This is a genomic window from Curtobacterium sp. VKM Ac-2887 (assembly GCF_015350935.1).
In the GTDB taxonomy this organism is placed as follows: domain Bacteria; phylum Actinomycetota; class Actinomycetes; order Actinomycetales; family Microbacteriaceae; genus Curtobacterium.
Genome location: NZ_JADKSB010000005.1, coordinates 183792 through 202991, shown reverse-complemented (window position 1 = coordinate 202991; position 19200 = coordinate 183792). Strand labels below are relative to the sequence as shown.

Sequence of the window (19200 nt, the reverse complement as noted above, 5' to 3'; positions counted from 1 at the left end):
AAGATGCCGCTCTCGGAACAGGAGCAGCGCCTTCTCGAAGAGATGGAGCGCAGCCTCTACCAGAACGATTCCGATTTCGTGGCGCGTGTCACACGTCGACAGGGTCGTCCGACGTACACAGCCATCACGCTCGGAGTGCTCGGTGCACTCGCCGGCGTCGCGATCGTGATCGTCGGTCTCGTGATCAAGGCCCCGCTGCTGGGCATCCTCGGCTTCGTCGTGATGCTCGCCGGTGTGCTCTTCGCGTTGCGCCCGGGCATGCGTGCCCCGAAGGCGAAGCCCGCTCGGCCGGGTGCTCCGGCGTCCGGTGGTTCGGCTCGTCCGGCCAGTGGCGGCGGTGGCGGCGGGTCCTTCATGGATCGCATGAACGACCGCTGGGACAAGCGGAACGACCAGGGGCAGTAGCAGCCCTCCACACTCCTCCCTCGTGACGGGGCCGGCCTTCGGGCCGGCCCCGTTTCGCGTTCCGGGGGCGTTCCTCGTCGAGCGCCGTCGAGGTTCCGAAATCTCGGCATCTCGCGCGCTCGGGCGTCCCTTCGTGGAACCTCGGCGACCTGCGCGCGGCCTGTCGTGGAACCTCGGTGCGATGCCTCGGGTGTGGCAGGGGGGTGTGGCGGAGGTGTGGCAGGGGTGATCGGGCGCACACGCCACGGCGCCGAGCAACGCCGAGCAGCAGCGCGACACACGCCGCCGCACCCTCGCCACACGCCGCCGCACCTCGCCGCACCTCGGCGCGCCACGGGACGCTCCACTGGCTGCGAAAGTCCTCCACTTTCCTCCACGGCCGCCACACCCGCCCAGATCCCCGGCATGACGGGCATCCGCCACCGCTGTCCGGGCTTCGGCGCTGCCGAAACGGCCCCAAAAGGGGTGCCACGGGGCGAAAAGGGAGCGGAATCCTGGCCGAGGGGAGGGCAGTGGAGTAAAGTGGGGCTTGCAACGGTCCGGTGGAGCGGAGGGGAGGCCCGGCGTGCTGCTCGGTACTCATGCCCCGAAGCTCGACGAGAAGGGTCGCGTGATCCTCCCCGCCAAGTTCCGGGACGAACTGTCCGGGGGACTTGTGATGACCCGCGGCCAGGAACGCTGCGTCGTGGTCTTCAGTGCCCGGACGTTCGAGGAACTCCACGAACGCATCCGGACCGCACCGATGACGTCGAAGCGCACCAGGGACTACATGCGCCTGTTCCTCTCGGGGGCCAGCGCCGAGCAGCCCGACAAGCAGAACCGCGTGACGATCCCGCAGAACCTCCGTGAGTACGCGGGGCTCGAGCGGGACCTGACGGTCATCGGCAGCGGTGACCGTGCCGAGATCTGGTCGACCACCGCGTGGGAGGCCTACTACGCCGAAGCCGAAGAGGCGTTCGCCGACAACGACGAGGAGGTGATCCCGGGGATCTTCTGATCCGTGGATCGGGACTCCCAGCCGTGAAGCCCTGACATCACTTCCCCGATGTCAGGTCGCATGGATGGGGATCCGGACCCGCGGCCCGGAAGACGAGGGGCTGCACATGGCCGACAACGACAACGGGACACCACGCTTCCCGCACACGCCGGTGATGCTCGAGCGCATCGTCGACCTGTTCACGCCGACGCTCGACGGACCGGGCAAGGTCGTCGTCGACGCCACGCTCGGCATGGGCGGACACTCCGAGGGGCTGCTCGAGCGGTTCCCGGACCTGACGCTGATCGGTCTCGACCGTGACACCGACGCCCTCGGCATCGCGGGGGAGCGCCTGGCCCGCTTCGGCGACCGCGTCCGCCTGGTGCACACCGTGTACGACGGCATCGTCGACGCGATCGAGGGCGAGGGCTTCCGCCAGGTCGACGGCGTGCTGTTCGACCTCGGCGTCAGCTCGCTGCAGCTCGACCGGGCCGAGCGCGGCTTCGCGTACAGCCAGGACGCCCCGCTCGACATGCGCATGGACCGGACCGAGGGGCAGACCGCCGCCGACGTCCTGGCCACCTACGACGAGGGCGAACTGCGCCGCATCTTCCAGCGCTACGGCGAGGAGAAGCTCGCCGGCCGCTACGCCCGGGCCATCGTCGACCGCCGCGCGAGCGTGCCGTTCGAGATGTCGGGCGACCTGGTGCAGGTGCTCCACGACGCGACCCCGGTCGCGATCCAGCGCCAGGGCCACCCCGCGAAGCGCGTGTTCCAGGCGCTCCGCATCGAGGTGAACGCCGAACTCAGCGTCCTCGAACGCGCGATCCCGGCGGCGCTCGACGCCATCGCGGTCGGCGGTCGCATCGTCGTGGAGTCGTACCAGTCGCTCGAGGACCGCATCGTCAAGCGGGCACTGGTGGCGCGCACGAAGTCGAGCGCCCCCGCCGGGCTGCCGGTCGAGCTCCCCGAGCACGCCCCCACCTTCTCCCTGATCGTCAAGGGCGCCGAGCTGGCCGACGAGGCCGAGCGCGCCGCCAACCCCCGAGCAACACCCGTGCGCCTGCGCGCGGCCGAGCGGATCCGGAAGTGACATGAGCACGAACCTCGCACTCGTCGACCCCGCCGTCGTCCCGTCCCGCGCCCCGCGCCCGGACCGTCAGCACCGACCGGAGCTCGTCGAGGTCACGCCGACCGCGGCCCAGCGCCGTGCACGGCCCCGCATCGGCTACGCCGTCACGGCGGTCGTCGCGCTCGGCATCCTGCTGCTCGCCCAGCTCGGCATCAGCATGGTGCTCAGCCAGGGGGCCTACACGCTGAGCGCCCTCGGCACGGAGCAGACGAACCTCTCCCGCACGCAGCAGTCGCTCTCCGAGGAACTCCGGGTGCTCGACTCGCCGCAGAACCTGGCCCGCAACGCGCAGTCGCTCGGGATGATCGCCAACTCCACGCCGGTGTACCTCGACCCCAAGACGGGCCGGGTGTACGGCACGCCGACGCCGGCGGTCGCCGACCAGGCCACCGCAGCGACCTCGAACCAGGTGCCGAACTCCCTGCTGAACGACGTCCCCCTCGCTGCGAAGCAGGGCGACACGTCGACGAGCAAGGAGACGGGCTCGACCACGGGCAGCGCCAGTACCGACGCGAAGGCCGACGACACCGCCGGCAACAGCACCGCCGACAGCACCACCGGCACCGCCGCGTCTGAGAAGACGAGCGGCGCCAGCGCGTCGGACGGGGGTTCCTCGAAGTCCTCCGTAGAGTCCGACGCGAACCAGCTCCAGGCGCCCTCCACCCGGTGACCTGCGGGTTTGAACCACCCTCAGCACCATCCGGGAAGGACCGCACCGCGTGACGAAGACGATCCGAAACCGCCGACTGCGCTACAGCATCGTGATGATCGCCGTGATCGCCCTGGTGGGTGTCTTCGTGGTCCGCCTCGTCGACATCCAGGTCGTGCAGGCCTCGGCCCTCAACGAGCAGTCGACGCAGAAGCGCAGCATCCCGGTGACGATCTACGGCACCCGCGGGTCGATCGTCGACCGCAACGGCACGGAACTCGCCGACAGCGTCACCCGGTACAACATCACCACCGCCCCGCGTCTGGTCAAGGCCTTCAAGGGCAAGCTCGGCGGGACCCGGGTCAAGGACATCAGCGTGTCGACGGCGCTCACCGCCCTGGCGAAGGCCTCGGGTGGCGACGTCGCAACCATGCGGAAGAACATCGCCGCGAACCCGAAGTCGGACTTCGCGTACCTGGTCAAGGGCCTCGACGTGAAGCACTACGAGGCCGTCACCGACCTCGGCATCCCGTGGATCTACAAGGAGCAGCAGGCGTCGCGGGTGTACCCGACGGGTGCGACCACGGGCAACGTCACCGGCTTCATGGGCACCGACGGCGCACAGGCCGGCCTGGAGTACGCCTACAACAAGTGCCTCGCCGGCACGAACGGCTCGGAGACGTACGAGCGCGGCGAGGACGGCGTCCAGCTGCCCGGCAGCACCGTGACGAAGAAGCAGGCCAAGGACGGCGGCACGCTCGTCACGACGATCGACAGCGACCTGCAGTACATGGCGCAGCAGACCATCGCGTCCGCCGCGAAGACCCTGCAGGCGGCGTCGGCGACGGCCACGGTCACGAGCGTGAAGACGGGCGAGCTGCTCGCGGTCGCCGACTACCCGACGGTCGACCCGAACGACGTCGACGCCACGACCGACAAGGGGGCGTTCGGCTCCCGTGCGCTCACCGACTCCTACGAGCCCGGTTCGACGATCAAGGCCGCCATCGCCGCCGCCCTGATCGACCAGGGCAAGTCGAGTCCCACCGACCAGGCGGTCGTGCCGTACTCGCGCACCTTCCCCTGGGGCGGCACGATCCACGACTCCGAGTTCCACGAGACCGAGAACCTGACGCTGACGGGCATCCTGCAGAACTCGTCGAACGTCGGCATCACCGAGCTCGGCGCGCGGCTGACGGCGCAGCAGCGGTACGACTACATGCAGAAGTTCGGACTGTTCGAGCCGGAGTCGGCGATCGACTACCCGGGCCAGCCGTCGATGGACTACGGCTCGAGCCCGAACTGGGACCAGCAGACGAACATCAACTCGATGTTCGGCCAGGGCATCTCGACGACCGCGGTCCAGGTTGCCAGCGTGTTCCAGACCATCGCGAACGACGGTGTCCGGATCCCGCTGCACTTCGTCAAGGGCTGCACCACCTCGGACGGCAAGACCATCGACGCGCCCGACGTGCAGAAGCAGCGCGTCGTGTCCGCCGACGCTGCGACCCAGGTCACCGACATGCTCCAGAGCGTGGTCACGGGCGGCACGCTCGTGGGCATGAAGCCGATCTCGGGCTACAACATCGCCGCGAAGACCGGTACCGCCGAGGTGGCCGAGGGCTCGAAGGGCTACGGCGGTCAGCGCATCACCTCGGTGGCCGGAATGGCACCCGCCGAAGACCCCCAGTATGTTGTCACGGTGACGTTCACGAAGCCGCAGACCAACAAGTGGTCGAGCGGAGCGGCTCCGGCGTTCCGCACACTCATGTCCCAGGTGCTCGAGAAGTACCGAGTAGCCCCCTCCGCGTCCGAGGCGAAGCTCTACCCGTCCACGTGGTGAGGAAGAAGGAACACTTGTCCGCACGGATCCCCCCGGTCCTCCGGCCCGAACACCCGACCCCGAGGGCGGTCGCCGAACTCGCGAACGCGTTCGGCCTCCGCGTCGTCGGTTCCCTCGACGCCGTCGAGACGACCGGTGTCACGCTGAGCGCCGCTGAGGTGCAGCCGGGTGACGTCTTCGTCGGCGTGCACGGTGCGAACCGGCACGGCGCGGAGTTCTCCACCGAGGCCGCCGAGCGCGGTGCCGTCGCCGTCCTGACCGACGACGCGGGCGTGGAGAGCGCACGAGCGGCCGGCCTGCCGGTCCTCGTCGTGGACGACCCCCGTGCCGCTCTGGGCGACGTGTCCGCCTGGGTCTACCGCACCCACCCGGACGAGGCCACCGACCTGCCGCAGCTGTTCGCCGTCACCGGCACGAACGGCAAGACGAGCACGTCGTACATCCTCGAGGGGATCCTCAAGCAGCTCGGCCTGGTCACCGGCCTGAGCTCGACCGCCGAGCGCCACATCGGCACGCTCAGCGTGACGAGCCGTCTCACCACGCCCGAGGCCAGCGAGATGCACGCGCTCCTCGCCCGGATGCGCGAGAGCGAGGTGCGCGCGGTCGCCGTCGAGGTGAGCGCGCAGGCCCTCAGCCGCCACCGGGTCGACGGGATCGTCTTCGACGTCGCGGCCTTCACGAACCTGTCGCACGACCACCTCGACGACTACGCCGACATGGAGGAGTACTACCAGGCGAAGCTCCCGCTGTTCCAGCCCGAGCACGCCCGTCGCGGCGTCGTCTCGCTGGACACCGACTGGGGCCACCGCGTGGTGCAGGACTCCCGCATCCCGGTCACGACGATCACCGTGCACCCGGACGTCGAGGCCGAGTGGCACGTCGACATCGTCGAGGCGCACGCCGCGTACACCGAGTTCCGCCTGACCGGTCCCGAGGGCCGCGAGCTCACCACCCGTGTGCCCCTGATCGGCTGGCACATGGCCGCGAACGCCGCACTGGCGATCGTCATGCTGGTCGAGGGCGGCTTCGAGCTCGGTGCCATCGCGCACGCGCTCGACAGCAACCACCGCCGCTACCCGGACGAAGACGACCGCGACGAGCACGAGGCGCGAAGCGACCGTGACCGCGACGGCGCCGTGCGCCGCGTCTCCGCCATCGAGTGCTACCTGCCCGGCCGGACCGAGCGGGTCTCGGGCGAGCACGGCCCGAGCGTCTACGTCGACTTCGGCCACAGCGCCGACGCGTTCGAGAACACCCTCGCTGCCGTCCGCCAGTTCACCTCCGGCAAGGTCCTCATGCTGTTCGGCGCCGACGGCGACCGCGACACCACGAAGCGCGGCGACATGGCCCGCGTCGCGGCGGCCGGCAGCGACATCCTCGTCGTCACCGACCACCACCCCCGCTTCGAGGACGCCGCGTCGATCCGGAAGACCCTGGTCGACGCCGCGCGCGAGGCGTTCCCGGACCACGAGCTGCACGAGGTGAGTCCGCCCGAGGCCGCCATCCGCCTGGCCGTCGGCCTGCTCGGCGAGGGCGACTCCATCCTCTGGGCCGGCCCGGGCCACCAGGACTACCGCGACATCGCCGGGGTCCGCACCCCCTACTCGGCACGCGACGAGGCCCGTCAGGCCCTGCGCGAAGCCGGTTGGGAGCCGAACTCCGGTCCGGCCGAGGACCTCCGATGATCGCGCTCACCCTCGCCGAGATCGCCACCGCGGTCGGCGGCGAGCTGATCGGTGGTGCCCAGGCGACCGACGTCGCCGAGCCCGGCGACCTGGTGGTGGAGGGGTCGGTCGAGACCGACTCACGCCTGGTCCGCCCCGGCAGTGTCTTCTTCGCCCTGCCCGGCGAGGTCACGGACGGGCGCCGCTTCGTGCCCGCCGCGACCGAGGCGGGTGCCGCGCTGGTCATCACGCCCCAGCGCGTCGAGACCACCGCGCCGCAGGTCGTCGTCGCGGACGGCTACGCAGCACTCGCCGCGCTCGCGCACGAGGTCGTCACCCGGGTCCGGATGGCATCCGCCGACCGCGTCGACGCCGAGGGGCGTCCGGCACCGCTCAAGGTCGTCGGCATCACCGGCTCGAACGGCAAGACGAGCACGAAGAACATGCTCCGGACGATCCTCGAGCAGCACGGCGAGACCGTCGCGCCCCAGGGGTCCTTCAACAACCACGTCGGGGCACCGATCTCGATGCTCCGGGTCACGTACGACACCCGGTTCCTGGTCGTCGAGATGGGGGCCAGTGGCGTCGGCCACATCGCGGCGCTCGTCCGCATCGCCGAGCCGGACGTCGGTGTCGTGCTCAAGGTGGGCCTGGCGCACGCCGGCGAGTTCGGCGGCATCGAGGCGACGCAGCGCGCGAAGTCCGAGATGGTCACCGACCTGCCTGCCTCCGCGACCGCACTGCTCAACGTCGACGACGACCGGGTCGCGTCGATGCGCGACCTGACGGCCGCCCAGGTGGTCGGCTTCGGCACGTCGGCGGATGCCGACTACCGCATCACCGGCATCGAGACGGACCGCAGCGGCACCCGCTTCACCCTCACCGCGCCTCCCGTCGATCAGGAAGGCGACCGTCCGACGGACCGTAGCCAGCCTGGAGGCCCGGATCACGTGGACGTGCGCCTCGCGATCCTGGGTGAGCACCACGCGATGAACGCGGCCGCGGCCCTGACGGTCGCCCACCGCTGGGGCGTCCTGCTCGCCGACGGCGCCGCGGCGCTCGCGTCGATGACGCGCGCCGAGCGCTGGCGCATGGAGCTGCTGCAGGGCGGCCCCGAGGGCGTCACCGTCATCAACGATGCCTACAACGCGTCGCCGGACTCGACCGCGGCGGCGCTGCGGACCCTGGCGCAGATCGTGCGTCCGGGGGAGCGGACCGTCGCCGTGCTCGGCGAGATGGCCGAGCTCGGCGAGTTCTCGACCGAGGAGCACGACCGCATCGGTCGGCTCGTCGTCCGTCTCGGCATCGGACAGCTCGTGGTCGTCGGCCGCGGCGCGATGCCCATCCACCAGGCCGCCACCCTCGAGGGATCGTGGGACGGCGAATCGGTGTTCATCGAGGACGTCGACGACGCCGTCCGGTCACTCCAGGACATGCTCCGCCCCGGCGACGTGGTCCTGGTCAAGTCCTCGAAGTCGGCCGAACTGCGATTCCTCGGCGACCGCCTCGGAGGTGTCACCGAATGATCGCGCTCCTCATCGCCGGCGCTACGTCGCTGGTGTTCACGTTGCTGCTCACCCCGTTCTTCATCAAGCTGTTCCACCGTCTCGGGTGGGGGCAGTTCATCCGTGACGACGGTCCGCAGTCGCACCACACCAAGCGCGGCACCGCGACGATGGGCGGCATCGTCCTCATCATCGGCGCCGTGATCGGCTACTTCGTCGGCCACCTGGTCGGACGTGACTCGATCACCCTGTCCGGCCTGCTCGTGCTGTTCCTCATGGTGGGGCTGGGCTTCGTCGGGTTCATCGACGACTTCCTCAAGGTCCGGCGCCAGCGGAGCCTCGGGCTCGGCGGATGGGCCAAGGTCCTCGGCCAGGTCATCGTCGGTGTCATCTTCGCCACGGTCGCCCTGGTGGTGCCGACGTCGAACGGCAAGCCCCCGGCGTCGACCATGATCTCGGCGATCCGGGACATCCCGTGGCTCGACTTCATGGCGCTCGGCACGGTCATCGGCACCGTGCTGTTCCTGGCCTGGATCGTGCTGCTCACGGTGTCGACGTCGAACGGCGTCAACGTCGCGGACGGGCTCGACGGTCTCGCGACCGGCTCGAGCATCCTGGCGATCGGCTCGTACGTCATCATCGGCTTCTGGCAGTCCAACCAGATCTGCGGCGGCGCCCGTCTCGACGCGAGCACGGAGCACGCCTGCTACACCGTGAGCAACCCGCTCGACCTGGCGGTCGTCGCGGCCGCGGTCTGCGGTGGGCTCATCGGGTTCCTCTGGTACAACACCTCGCCGGCGCAGATCTTCCTCGGCGACACCGGTTCGCTCGGCCTCGGTGGGGCGCTGGCGGGTCTCGCGATCCTCAGCCGCACCGAGCTCCTGCTCATCCTGATCGGTGGCCTGTTCTTCATCGTCACCGGCTCGGTCATCCTGCAGCGGGCGTACTTCAAGATCACCCACGGCAAGCGGATCTTCCGGATGAGTCCGCTGCACCACCACTTCGAGCTGAAGGGGTGGGCCGAGGTGACGGTCGTCGTCCGGTTCTGGATCATCGCGGGGCTCTTCGTCGCCGCGGGGGTCGGCCTCTTCTACCTCGAATGGATCGCACGCGTTGGTTGACCCGGTGTCCACGTCCTCCCGCCTCCAGTCCCTCGACAGCTGGTACTCCGAGGGGTGGAAGGGCCTGAACGTCGCCGTCCTCGGGCTCGGCGCGACCGGGTTCTCGGTCGCCGACACGCTGGTGGAGCTCGGCAGTGCGGTGACGGTCTACTCGTCCGACGCGCCGTCGGACAACGTCGACCTGCTCGACGTCATCGGCGCGCGCTTCGTGCAGACGCCGCTCGACACCGTGCCGGCCGCGCTGCAGGAGCAGGCGCCGGACGTCGTCATCGTGTCGCCCGGTCTGCCGCCGCACAACGCGACCGTCGAGTGGTCCGTCCGGAACAGCACGGTCTGGGGCGACATCGAGCTCGCCTGGCGCGTGCGCGACAAGGTCGTGCGCGGTCCGGTCGCGGCGCCGTGGATCACGATCACGGGCACGAACGGCAAGACCACCACGACGCAGCTCACGACCGCGATGTACGAGGCCGGCGGACTGCGTGCCGTGGCCTGCGGCAACATCGGCGTGCCGGTGCTCGACGTCGTCCGCGACCCGGACGGCTACGACGTGCTCGTGGTCGAGCTCTCCAGCCACCAGCTGCACTACATGGCGACCTCGGGCGACGGCGCGGTCGTGCCGCTCGCGAGCGCCTGCCTGAACATCGCCGACGACCACCTCGAGTGGCACGGCTCCGCCGCGGCGTACCGCGCCGCGAAGGCCAAGGTCTACGAGCGCACCGTGATGGCGTGCGTCTACAACACCGCCGACGACGTCACGCGCGACATGGTGCAGGACGCCGACGTCGTCGAGGGCTGCCGTGCCGTCGGCTTCACGCCGGGGGTGCCCGCGCCGGGGGACGTCGGCATCGTCGAGGACGTCCTGTGCGACCGCGCCTTCAACGAGGACCGTCGGAACAGCGCGCTCGAGCTGTCGACCCTCGCCGACCTCGAGGTCGCCGGGCTCGCCAGCCCGCACATGACGATGAACGTCCTGGCCGCCGCGGCCCTCGCCCGTGCCGGCACCGTCCAGCCGAGTGCGATCCAGTCCGCCGTCCGGGCCTTCCGCGCCGACCACCACCGCACGGAGCTCGTGGCCGAGTCGGCCGGCGTCGCGTGGGTGGACGACTCGAAGGCCACGAACCCGCACGCCGCCACCGCCTCGCTCGCCTCGTTCGACACCGTGGTGTGGATCGTCGGCGGTCTGTTCAAGGGCGTCGACGTCGACGGGCTCGTCGCACGCTTCGGCCCCGAGGTCCGTGCCGTCGTCGTGATCGGCTCCGACCGGACCCCCGTCCTGGAGGCATTCGCGCGACACGCGTCCGGGGTGCCGGTGCTCCAGGTGGAGACGACGGACACTGATCAGGTCATGCCCGAGGCGGTCCGGCATGCCGCATCGGTCGCGAGGCCGGGCGACACGGTCCTCCTCGCCCCGGCGGCTGCGTCGTTCGACCAGTTCGGCTCCTACGCCGACCGGGGGCGTCGTTTCGCGGCGGCGGTCCACGAGCACCTGGGAGGCAACGCCGATGGCGACGACGGATCTTCCGAACAGTCGTAGCACGCCGGCGACGGGCAACCCGCGTCGCACGAACGGTGCACTCGTCGCCGTCAAGAACGTCTTCGTCGCCGAGTCCAGCACCTTCTACACGATCCTCGGCGTCACGCTCTTCCTGGTCGTCTTCGGCGTCGTGATGGTCCTGTCGTCGTCGAGCGTCGAGCAGTACGCCGCGACGCACGACTTCTTCGGCGCAGCGTCCCGCCAGGGTCTGTACGCGGTCCTCGGTGTCCCGCTCATGCTCGTCGCGAGCCGGATCCCGACACGGCTGTGGCGGAAGTGGGCGATGCGGTTGCTCGGTGCTGCCCTCGTCCTGCAGCTGCTCGTGTACACACCGCTCGGCATCGACGTCCAGGGCAACCGGAACTGGATCGGCATCGGCTCGTTCACCGCGCAGCCGTCCGAGGTCGTCAAGCTCGGCCTGGTGCTCGGCATCGGCGCGATCATGTACGTCAAGCGCGACAAGCTCGACGACTGGAAAGAGGTGTTCATCCCGATCGGGATCGCCTCGCTCCTGTCGCTCGGCCTCGTGATCCTCGGTGGCGACCAGGGCACCGCGATGATCATGCTCATCCTGATCCTCGGTGCGCTCTACGTCGGCGGAGCCCGCGCCCGCCACCTGCTCGTCGGCCTGGCGGCGATGGCGGTCATGCTGCCGTTCGTCACGATGGCGTCGTCGTCCCGTCAGGTGCGCATCAGTGCGTGGCTGTCCGGCTGCACGGACTCGAACCAGTACGCCGACCTGTGCTGGCAGCCCGTGCACGGCATGTGGGCGCTGGCGTCCGGTGGCGTGTTCGGCGTCGGACTCGGCAACTCCAAGGCGAAGTGGTCGTGGCTGCCCGAGGCGGACAACGACTACATCTTCGCGATCATCGGCGAGGAGCTCGGCCTGATCGGCGCCGTCGTCGTGCTCGCCCTGTTCGTCGTGCTCGCCGTCGGCATGATCAAGATCATCCGGCAGTCCCGCGACCCGTTCGTGAAGACCGTCACGGGCGGCATCCTGGCGTGGATCATCGGCCAGGCGCTCGTGAACATCGCCGTCGTGCTCGGCCTGCTGCCGGTCCTCGGCGTCCCACTGCCGCTGATCTCGGCCGGCGGGTCCGCGCTCATCATGACCCTGGTGGCGATCGGCGTCGTGCTGTCGTTCGCCCGCGACCTGCCCGGGAAGAACGACCCGCGCACCACGAACCCGCCCCTCGACAGCACCACCACGAACGGACGACTCCGGTGAGCAAGTACCTCTTCGCCGGCGGGGGCACCGCCGGACACGTCAACCCCCTGCTCGCGGTCGCCGACCGGCTGACCGAGCGCGAGCCGGATGCCGAGGTGCTCGTCCTGGGCACCGCCGAAGGCCTCGAGTCCCGCCTGGTGCCGATGCGCGGCTACGAGCTCCTGACGATCCCGCGCCTGCCGTTCCCTCGGAAGCTGAACGGCGCGGCCCTCCGCTTCCCGCAGCGCTTCGCCGCGGCCGTCAAGCGCACCGAGCAGATCATCCGCGAGCACGAGGTCGAGGTCGTCCTCGGCGTCGGCGGCTACGCGGCGGCGCCGGCGTACATCGCGGCCCGGCGCACCGGCACCCCGATCGTCGTGCACGAGCAGAACGCGAAGCCGGGGTTGGCGAACCGCCTCGCCGCGTTCCTCACCGAGCACGTCGGCCTGACCTTCTCGAACACCCGACTGCGGCACGGCCGGGTCGTCGGCATGCCGCTCCGGCGCGAGATCGAGTCGCTCGACCGCCGTGCCAGCCGTGCCGAGGCCCTCGCCGAGTTCGGGCTCGACCCGGCTCGCCCGGTGCTCCTCGTCACGGGTGGTTCCTCGGGCGCCCGCAGCATCAACCGCACGATCAACAAGTCCGCGGCGACCATCGTGGGCGCCGGCTGGCAGGTCCTGCACGTCGTCGGTGCTGCGTCGGACATCGGTCCGAGCGACCTCGACGGCTACCACGTGCTCGCCTACTGCGACCGGATGGACCTGGCGTACGCGGCGAGCGACTTCGTCGTGTCCCGCTCCGGCGCCGGCATGGTCTGCGAGCTCACCGCGGTCGGGCTGCCGAGCGTGCTCGTGCCGTACCCTGTCGGCAACGGCGAGCAGCGGCACAACGCGAAGGACGTCGTCGACGCCGGGGGAGCCGTGCTCGTGGCGGACGGGGAATTCGACCCCGACTGGGTGACGTTCCAGCTCCTGACCATCCTGCAGGACCGGGCCCGCATCGCGGACATGACGGTCCGGGCGGGCAGCGTCGGACACCGCGACGGCGCGGACCGGATGACCGACCTCGTCCTGGACGCAGCACGAGGCACCGAACGAGGTGCCGCACGAGGAACCGCACGAGGCAACGGCGCCGCCAGCACCACGGAGGAACCATGACCATCAAGCCGGACCTGACGCAGCCGATCCCGGACGACCTCGGCACCGTGCACTTCGTCGGCATCGGCGGCGCCGGCATGAGCGGCATCGCCCGGATGTTCCTCGCCGCCGGTCACCGCGTGACGGGCAGCGACTCCCGCGAGACCGAGACGACTGGCATCATGCGCGACCTCGGCGCCGCGGTGCACATCGGCCACGACGCCGCGAACGTCGGCGACGCGGACACGATCGTCGTCACGAGCGCGCTCTGGCCAGACAACCCCGAACTGCTCGAGGCGCAGCGCCGCGGCCTGCCGGTGCTGCACCGGTCCCAGGCCCTCGCCGCCCTCATCGCCGAGCACCGCCTCGTCGCGGTCGCCGGCGCGCACGGCAAGACCACCTCGACCGGCATGATCGTCACCGCGATGGTCGAGCTCGGCCTCGACCCGAGCTTCGTCAACGGCGGCGTCATCCAGTCGCTCGGCACGAGCTCGGCGCCGGGCTCGAGCGACCTGTTCGTGGTCGAGGCCGACGAGTCCGACGGTTCGTTCCTGCTCTACGACGTCGCCGTGGCCCTGATCACGAACGTCGACGCCGACCACCTCGACCACTACGGCAGCGAGGAGGCCTTCACCGAGGCGTTCGTCGAGTTCGCCGCGAAGGCGAGCGAGCGCGTCGTCATCTCGGGCGACGACGCCGGTGCGAAGACGGTCACGGCGGGCATCCGCGCGCGTGCCGACGCCCCCGAGGTCGTCACCTTCGGCGAGGCCGTCGACGCCGACGTGCGCATCGAGCGGATCATCGAGTCCGCGGGCGTCGAGGTCGCGTTCCGCGCCGGCGGCGAGGCACACCACCTGACCCTCCGCGTGCCGGGCCGGCACAACGCGATCAACGCCGTCGGTGCCTTCGCGGTCCTGACCGGTCTGGGAGTGAGCGCCGCCGACGCGATCCGCGGGCTCGAGGCCTTCGGCGGCACCCAGCGCCGCTTCGAACTGCACGGTGTCGAGCGCGGGGTGTCGGTCTACGACGACTACGCGCACCACCCGACCGAGGTCGCCGCGGCGCTCAAGGCCGCCCGCAACGTCGTCGGCGACGGCCGCATCATCGCGATCCACCAGCCCCACCTGTACTCCCGCACCCGTCTGATGGCCGGTGACTTCGCGCGGGTCTACGAGGAGCTCGCCGACCACACGGTGGTCCTCGACGTCTACGGCGCGCGCGAGGACCCGGAGCCCGGCGTCACCGGCGCCCTGGTGCAGGAGCGCTTCGCCGACCAGTCCCGCGTGGAGTTCCTGCCGGACTGGGACGAGGCCGCCGCCCGTGCCGCCGCGGTCGCCCGCGACGGCGACATCATCATGACGCTCAGCTGCGGTGACGTGTACCGGATCATCCCGCAGGTGTTGGGAGCGTTGGGCCGGTGAGGCGACCCGAGGGGTTCGACGAGGGGGACGCCCGCAGGGACGCCCCGGTCGAGGGCGCCGACGCGCCCCGGCAGCGTCGTGGCCCCTCGATGCCGCGGCTCCCGTTCCGCGGGCGCACACCCGACGACCGGGAGGCCCGTCCCACGCCCGACGAGTCGGCTGCGGTCGACGAGGCCCCGGCCTCCACCACCCCGGCCACCGGGCTCTCCGGAACGCGCCCCCCAGCGGTCGGTGCGCCCCCGAGCGTCGGGGCGCGACGACCGTCCGCGGGCGCGGATCCGACCACCGATGCCGCCGACTCGACGCGCGACCGCGTCGGCACCCTCGCGGGCGCGGCCGGCCGCCGCGTCGGCGCCGGCTTCGGGGCCGTCGCCGACCGCCTGCGCGAGTACACACCGGACGAGGACCACCGCGACTCGCGCCCCGATGCGGGCAACGCGCCCCGAGGAGACGGGGCGCGACGACCGTCCGGGGGCGCGGCGGGCAGTGCACGCGACCACGACGCGACCGTGACCGACGTGCTCGACGCGGGCAGTGCCTCCCGGCCGGTCCAGCACGACGACGCACCCATCGGTGCCGGCGTCCGCGCTGCCGAGACCGCGCGAGAGGCGCGTATCGCGAAGCGTCGCCGTCGCCTGCTCGAGCGGGCCGAGGTGCGGCGGTTCACCCGGCGCAGCCGCCACCGCCGCGCCGCGTGGATCACCGCGGCCGGCATCGTGCTCGTGCTCGGCGTCTCGATCCTGGTGGCGGTGTTCTCGCCGCTGATGGCCCTGCAGACGATCGAGGTCAAGGGCACCAACCGCGTCGACGAGACCGCGCTGCGGCAGGCCCTGTCCGACCAGATCGGCACCCCGCTCGCGCGGCTCGACTTCGACGAGATCAAGCAGGACATCGCCGGCTTCCCGCTCATCGAGAGCTACGTGACCGAAGAGGCCCCGCCGCACACCCTCGTCGTGACGGTGACCGAGCGCACGCCCGTCGTCGCCGTGCAGTCCGGCAGCTCGTTCGACCTCGTCGACCCGGCCGGCATCGTCGTGCAGTCGTCGCCGCAGCGTCCAGCCACCATGCCGCTCGCCGACATCGCCCGTGCGCGCCTCGGGTCCTCGAGCTTCCGCACGATGACCGAGGTCGTGCTGGCGCTGCCGTCGACCGTCCGATCGCAGGTCACGCGGGTCGCCGGGTCCACCGCCGACGACGTGACCCTGACGCTCAAGGACGGCTCGACCGTCGTGTGGGGGAGCCCCGACGACTCCGAGGCGAAGGCCGCGCTGCTCGCCGCCCTGGTGAAGGACCACGCGGCGCGGAACCCGGGTGTCGTGGTCGAGTACGACGTGTCCGCACCGGACAACGGCGTGATCCGCGCGAAGGACTGAATTGCCGACCTGATCGGCGACACGCGGCGTGGCGGGGCGACAGTGCGCGGAACCCACCCGTAGCGTCGAAGCCAGCACCACATCTACCAGCATTGCCCCTGAACTTCAAGTAGAGGTTGAGGGTTCAACCGGAGGCCTGACTGACGTGACCACGAACCACAACTACCTCGCCGTCATCAAGGTCGTCGGTGTCGGCGGCGGCGGCGTCAACGCCGTCAACCGGATGATCGAACTCGGCCTCCGTGGCGTCGAGTTCATCGCGATCAACACCGACGCGCAGGCGCTCCTGCTCAGCGACGCCGACGTCAAGCTCGACGTCGGCCGCGAGATCACCCGCGGCCTCGGCGCCGGCGCGGACCCCGAGGTCGGCCGTCGTGCCGCCGAGGACCACGCCGAGGAGATCGAAGAGGCCCTCGCCGGTGCCGACATGGTCTTCGTGACCGCCGGTGAAGGCGGTGGGACCGGCACGGGTGGTGCGCCCGTCGTCGCCCGCATCGCCAAGTCGATCGGCGCCCTCACCATCGGTGTCGTCACGAAGCCGTTCAGCTTCGAGGGCAAGCGTCGCCAGTCGCAGGCCGAGAACGGTGTCGCCGGGCTCAAGGACGAGGTCGACACGCTCATCGTCGTGCCGAACGACCGACTGCTCGAGATCAGCGACCGCGGCATCTCGATGGTCGAGGCCTTCGCCACGGCCGACCAGGTGCTCCTCGCCGGCGTGCAGGGCATCACCGACCTCATCACGACCCCGGGTCTCATCAACCTCGACTTCGCCGACGTCAAGTCCGTCATGCAGGGTGCGGGTTCCGCGCTCATGGGCATCGGCTCGTCGCGCGGTGCCGACCGTGCCATCAAGGCCGCCGAGCTCGCCGTCGCGTCCCCGCTGCTCGAGGCCTCGATCGACGGAGCGCACGGTGTGCTGCTCTCGATCCAGGGTGGCTCGAACCTCGGCATCTTCGAGATCAACGACGCCGCGCGTCTGGTGCAGGAAGCCGTGCACCCCGAGGCGAACATCATCTTCGGTGCGGTCATCGACGACACCCTCGGCGACGAGGTCCGCGTGACCGTCATCGCCGCGGGCTTCGACGGCGGCGAGCCGGCGCAGCAGCAGAAGGAGCGTCGCTCGAGCTACGTCGACCCCGAGTCGAGCGCGACGGCCCCCGTCGCCGCCTCGACCGGAGCGATCGAGGACTCCAGCACGTCGAGCCCCTCCTGGGCCTCGCAGGAACACCAGCCGCCGGTGCAGCGCGCCGCCGACCCGGCGTTCGACGACGACGACGAGCTCGACGTCCCCGACTTCCTGAAGTAACCCCTCCTTGGTAGCAGACACGCGCCTCCCGTCCGCCTCGTCATCAGACGACGGACTGGAGGCGCGTCTCGCGTCCGTCCGGAGCGGCATCGCCGACGCGGCGCGCGCCGCAGGGCGCTCGGCCGACGACCTCACGCTGATCGTCGTCACGAAGTACCACCCGGCGTCCCTCGTCCGTGCGCTGGCATCACTCGGCGTCACCGACGTGGGTGAGAACCGCCACCAGGAGGCACAGGCCAAGGCCGCGGAACTCGCCGACCTCGACCTGACCTGGCACTTCATCGGGCAGCTGCAGTCGAAGAAGGCCCGGCAGGTCCGTCGCTACGCGCACGTCGTGCAGTCCCTCGACCGCACGTCGGTCGTGGATGCCTTCGCGCCGACCGAGGCCGAGCCGGATCCACCGGTCATCGACGGGTTCGTGCAGGTCAACCTGACCGACGATCCCGGTCGCGGCGGCGTGCAACCGGACGACGTCGAGGCGATGGCCGCACGCGTGCTCGAGACCGGCACCATCCGGTTGCGCGGGGTCATGGCCGTCGCGCCGCTGGACGAGGAGCCCCGTGCGGCGTTCGCTCGGCTGCGGGCGATCTCGGACCGGGTCGTTGCGCTCGAGCCCGGCGCCACCGACATCTCGGCCGGCATGAGCGGCGACTACGCCGACGCCGTGCTCGAGGGCGCGACACACCTGCGGATCGGCACCGCAATCACGGGAAATCGGCCGGCGGCACCCTAGCCTCGTTGCAGGGCATCCACGTGCACCAACCTCCGGAGGAACCATGGCCAACCCGCTGAAGAAGACGATGGTCTACCTCGGCCTCGCCGACGAGGAACTCGACTACGAGGACGAGCAGCCGCAGCAGGCCGCGCCCGCGCGCCAGCAGGCTCCCGCCACTCCGGCCGCAGCACCGCAGGATGCCCCCGCCCCGGCGGACGCTCCCGCGGCCGCCGCAGCTCCGGCAGCGGCCCCGGCCGCCGCTCCCGCGAAGACGCACACCCACCAGCGCGGCGCCCAGGTCACTCCGCTCCGCCGCTCGCACACGACCGCACAGAAGGCGACCCCGGTCCAGGAAATGAACGAGATCCTCACCGTCCACCCGCGCGAGTACAAGGACGCCCAGTCCATCGCCGAGAGCTTCCGCGACGGGATCCCCGTCATCATCAACCTCTCGCAGATGACCGAGAACGACGCCCGACGCATGATCGACTTCGCCTCCGGCCTGTCGCTCGGCCTGTACGGCAAGATCGAGCGCGTCACCAACAAGGTCTTCCTGCTGTCGCCCGCACACGTCGCAGTGAGCGGTGAGCCGGCTGAGGTAGAGTCCGACATCGAGGCGAACTTCTTCGCCCAGTCCTGAGCCGTCCCCCGGCCACCCGCCCGTGAGCGTCGTCGCATGACGGCACTCGCCCGAGACGAGCGAGCCCCATCGTGTCCGTGATCCTAGGGATCATCTCCCTCGCCCTCCTGCTGTACTTCTTCGTCATGTGGGGGCGGTTCGCGCTCGACCTCGTGCAGAACTTCAACCGGTCCTGGCGGCCGCGCGGGGGACTGCTCGTGGTCTCCGAGTTCGTCTACACGATCACCGATCCGCCGATCCGCGCGGTCCGGCGGGTCCTGCCGCCGCTCCGCATGGGGCCGGTGGCACTCGACTTCGGCTGGACGATCGTCATGCTCGTCGTGATCATCGCCCGGGTCGTCGTCAACGGCATCGCCGTCGCGGTCTGACCCGATCCAGGTCCGTTCCTGGCTCGATCCGGGCCCGCTCGTGGGTCGATCCAGGTCCGCGACACGCGCCGCGCCGATGCAGTGGTCGTCGTTCCTCCCCGTCGTCGGTGTACGGTGGTCGGGATCGATGCTCGCCTCCGGCGCGGCATCCGCACCACACGTGGTGACTGGTAAGTTCGGTCACGACGCAAGTGGTTCCACACGTTCA

General features: G+C 70.6%; 17 protein-coding genes. All 17 read left to right on the top strand.

Going from position 1 to position 19200, the window contains the following annotated elements:
- Positions 1-3: 3 nt before the first annotated feature.
- Positions 4-405 carry a DUF3040 domain-containing protein gene (locus ITJ69_RS08090; protein WP_131846264.1) on the top strand — a complete coding sequence of 134 codons (402 nt, stop codon included), beginning with the start codon at positions 4-6 and terminating at the stop codon, positions 403-405.
- A 565-nt stretch (positions 406-970) separates the two neighbouring features.
- Positions 971-1402: a division/cell wall cluster transcriptional repressor MraZ gene (gene mraZ / locus ITJ69_RS08085; protein ID WP_071254530.1), complete on the top strand. Its 432-nt coding sequence runs from the start codon at positions 971-973 to the stop codon at positions 1400-1402.
- A 106-nt stretch (positions 1403-1508) separates the two neighbouring features.
- The gene (gene rsmH, locus ITJ69_RS08080) at positions 1509-2474 is read left to right on the top strand and encodes a 16S rRNA (cytosine(1402)-N(4))-methyltransferase RsmH (protein WP_123292832.1); all 966 of its coding nucleotides are present in this window, start codon (positions 1509-1511) and stop codon (positions 2472-2474) included.
- 1 nt (position 2475) lies between these two features.
- Entirely contained in the window at positions 2476-3183 is a 708-nt protein-coding gene (locus ITJ69_RS08075) for a hypothetical protein (RefSeq protein ID WP_159573281.1), read from the top strand.
- 49 nt (positions 3184-3232) lie between these two features.
- Complete coding sequence (locus ITJ69_RS08070; RefSeq protein ID WP_159573280.1) at positions 3233-5002, top strand: peptidoglycan D,D-transpeptidase FtsI family protein; 1770 nt, start codon at positions 3233-3235, stop codon at positions 5000-5002.
- 14 nt (positions 5003-5016) lie between these two features.
- Positions 5017-6687 carry a Mur ligase family protein gene (locus ITJ69_RS08065; RefSeq protein WP_159573279.1) on the top strand — a complete coding sequence of 557 codons (1671 nt, stop codon included), beginning with the start codon at positions 5017-5019 and terminating at the stop codon, positions 6685-6687.
- On the top strand, positions 6684-8192 hold the full coding sequence (locus ITJ69_RS08060) for a UDP-N-acetylmuramoyl-tripeptide--D-alanyl-D-alanine ligase (RefSeq protein ID WP_194672501.1): 1509 nt from the start codon (positions 6684-6686) through the stop codon (positions 8190-8192). Before ITJ69_RS08065 ends, ITJ69_RS08060 begins: the two co-directional genes overlap by 4 nt.
- Entirely contained in the window at positions 8189-9292 is a 1104-nt protein-coding gene (mraY, locus tag ITJ69_RS08055) for a phospho-N-acetylmuramoyl-pentapeptide-transferase (protein ID WP_123938314.1), read from the top strand. The genes ITJ69_RS08060 and mraY overlap by 4 nt, the downstream gene beginning before the upstream one ends.
- Before the next feature lie 4 nt (positions 9293-9296).
- Positions 9297-10826 (top strand): UDP-N-acetylmuramoyl-L-alanine--D-glutamate ligase, encoded by a 1530-nt coding sequence (gene murD, locus ITJ69_RS08050; RefSeq protein ID WP_159573277.1) that lies wholly within the window; start codon positions 9297-9299, stop codon positions 10824-10826.
- Positions 10795-12054: a putative lipid II flippase FtsW gene (gene ftsW, locus ITJ69_RS08045; protein ID WP_123938312.1), complete on the top strand. Its 1260-nt coding sequence runs from the start codon at positions 10795-10797 to the stop codon at positions 12052-12054. Before murD ends, ftsW begins: the two co-directional genes overlap by 32 nt.
- A complete protein-coding gene (murG, locus tag ITJ69_RS08040; RefSeq protein ID WP_243650002.1) occupies positions 12051-13190 on the top strand; it encodes an undecaprenyldiphospho-muramoylpentapeptide beta-N-acetylglucosaminyltransferase in 1140 nt (379 codons plus the stop codon). Before ftsW ends, murG begins: the two co-directional genes overlap by 4 nt.
- Complete coding sequence (gene murC / locus ITJ69_RS08035) at positions 13187-14590, top strand: UDP-N-acetylmuramate--L-alanine ligase (protein ID WP_159573276.1); 1404 nt, start codon at positions 13187-13189, stop codon at positions 14588-14590. Before murG ends, murC begins: the two co-directional genes overlap by 4 nt.
- On the top strand, positions 14587-15963 hold the full coding sequence (locus ITJ69_RS20930; protein ID WP_194672500.1) for an FtsQ-type POTRA domain-containing protein: 1377 nt from the start codon (positions 14587-14589) through the stop codon (positions 15961-15963). Before murC ends, ITJ69_RS20930 begins: the two co-directional genes overlap by 4 nt.
- Before the next feature lie 145 nt (positions 15964-16108).
- Positions 16109-17269: a cell division protein FtsZ gene (ftsZ, locus tag ITJ69_RS08025; protein ID WP_111085783.1), complete on the top strand. Its 1161-nt coding sequence runs from the start codon at positions 16109-16111 to the stop codon at positions 17267-17269.
- A gap of 7 nt (positions 17270-17276) precedes the next feature.
- A complete protein-coding gene (locus ITJ69_RS08020; protein ID WP_132100586.1) occupies positions 17277-18002 on the top strand; it encodes a YggS family pyridoxal phosphate-dependent enzyme in 726 nt (241 codons plus the stop codon).
- A 43-nt stretch (positions 18003-18045) separates the two neighbouring features.
- Complete coding sequence (locus ITJ69_RS08015; protein WP_123292468.1) at positions 18046-18624, top strand: cell division protein SepF; 579 nt, start codon at positions 18046-18048, stop codon at positions 18622-18624.
- A gap of 71 nt (positions 18625-18695) precedes the next feature.
- Positions 18696-18992 (top strand): YggT family protein, encoded by a 297-nt coding sequence (locus ITJ69_RS08010; protein ID WP_111085780.1) that lies wholly within the window; start codon positions 18696-18698, stop codon positions 18990-18992.
- The last annotated feature ends 208 nt before the right edge of the window (positions 18993-19200 follow it).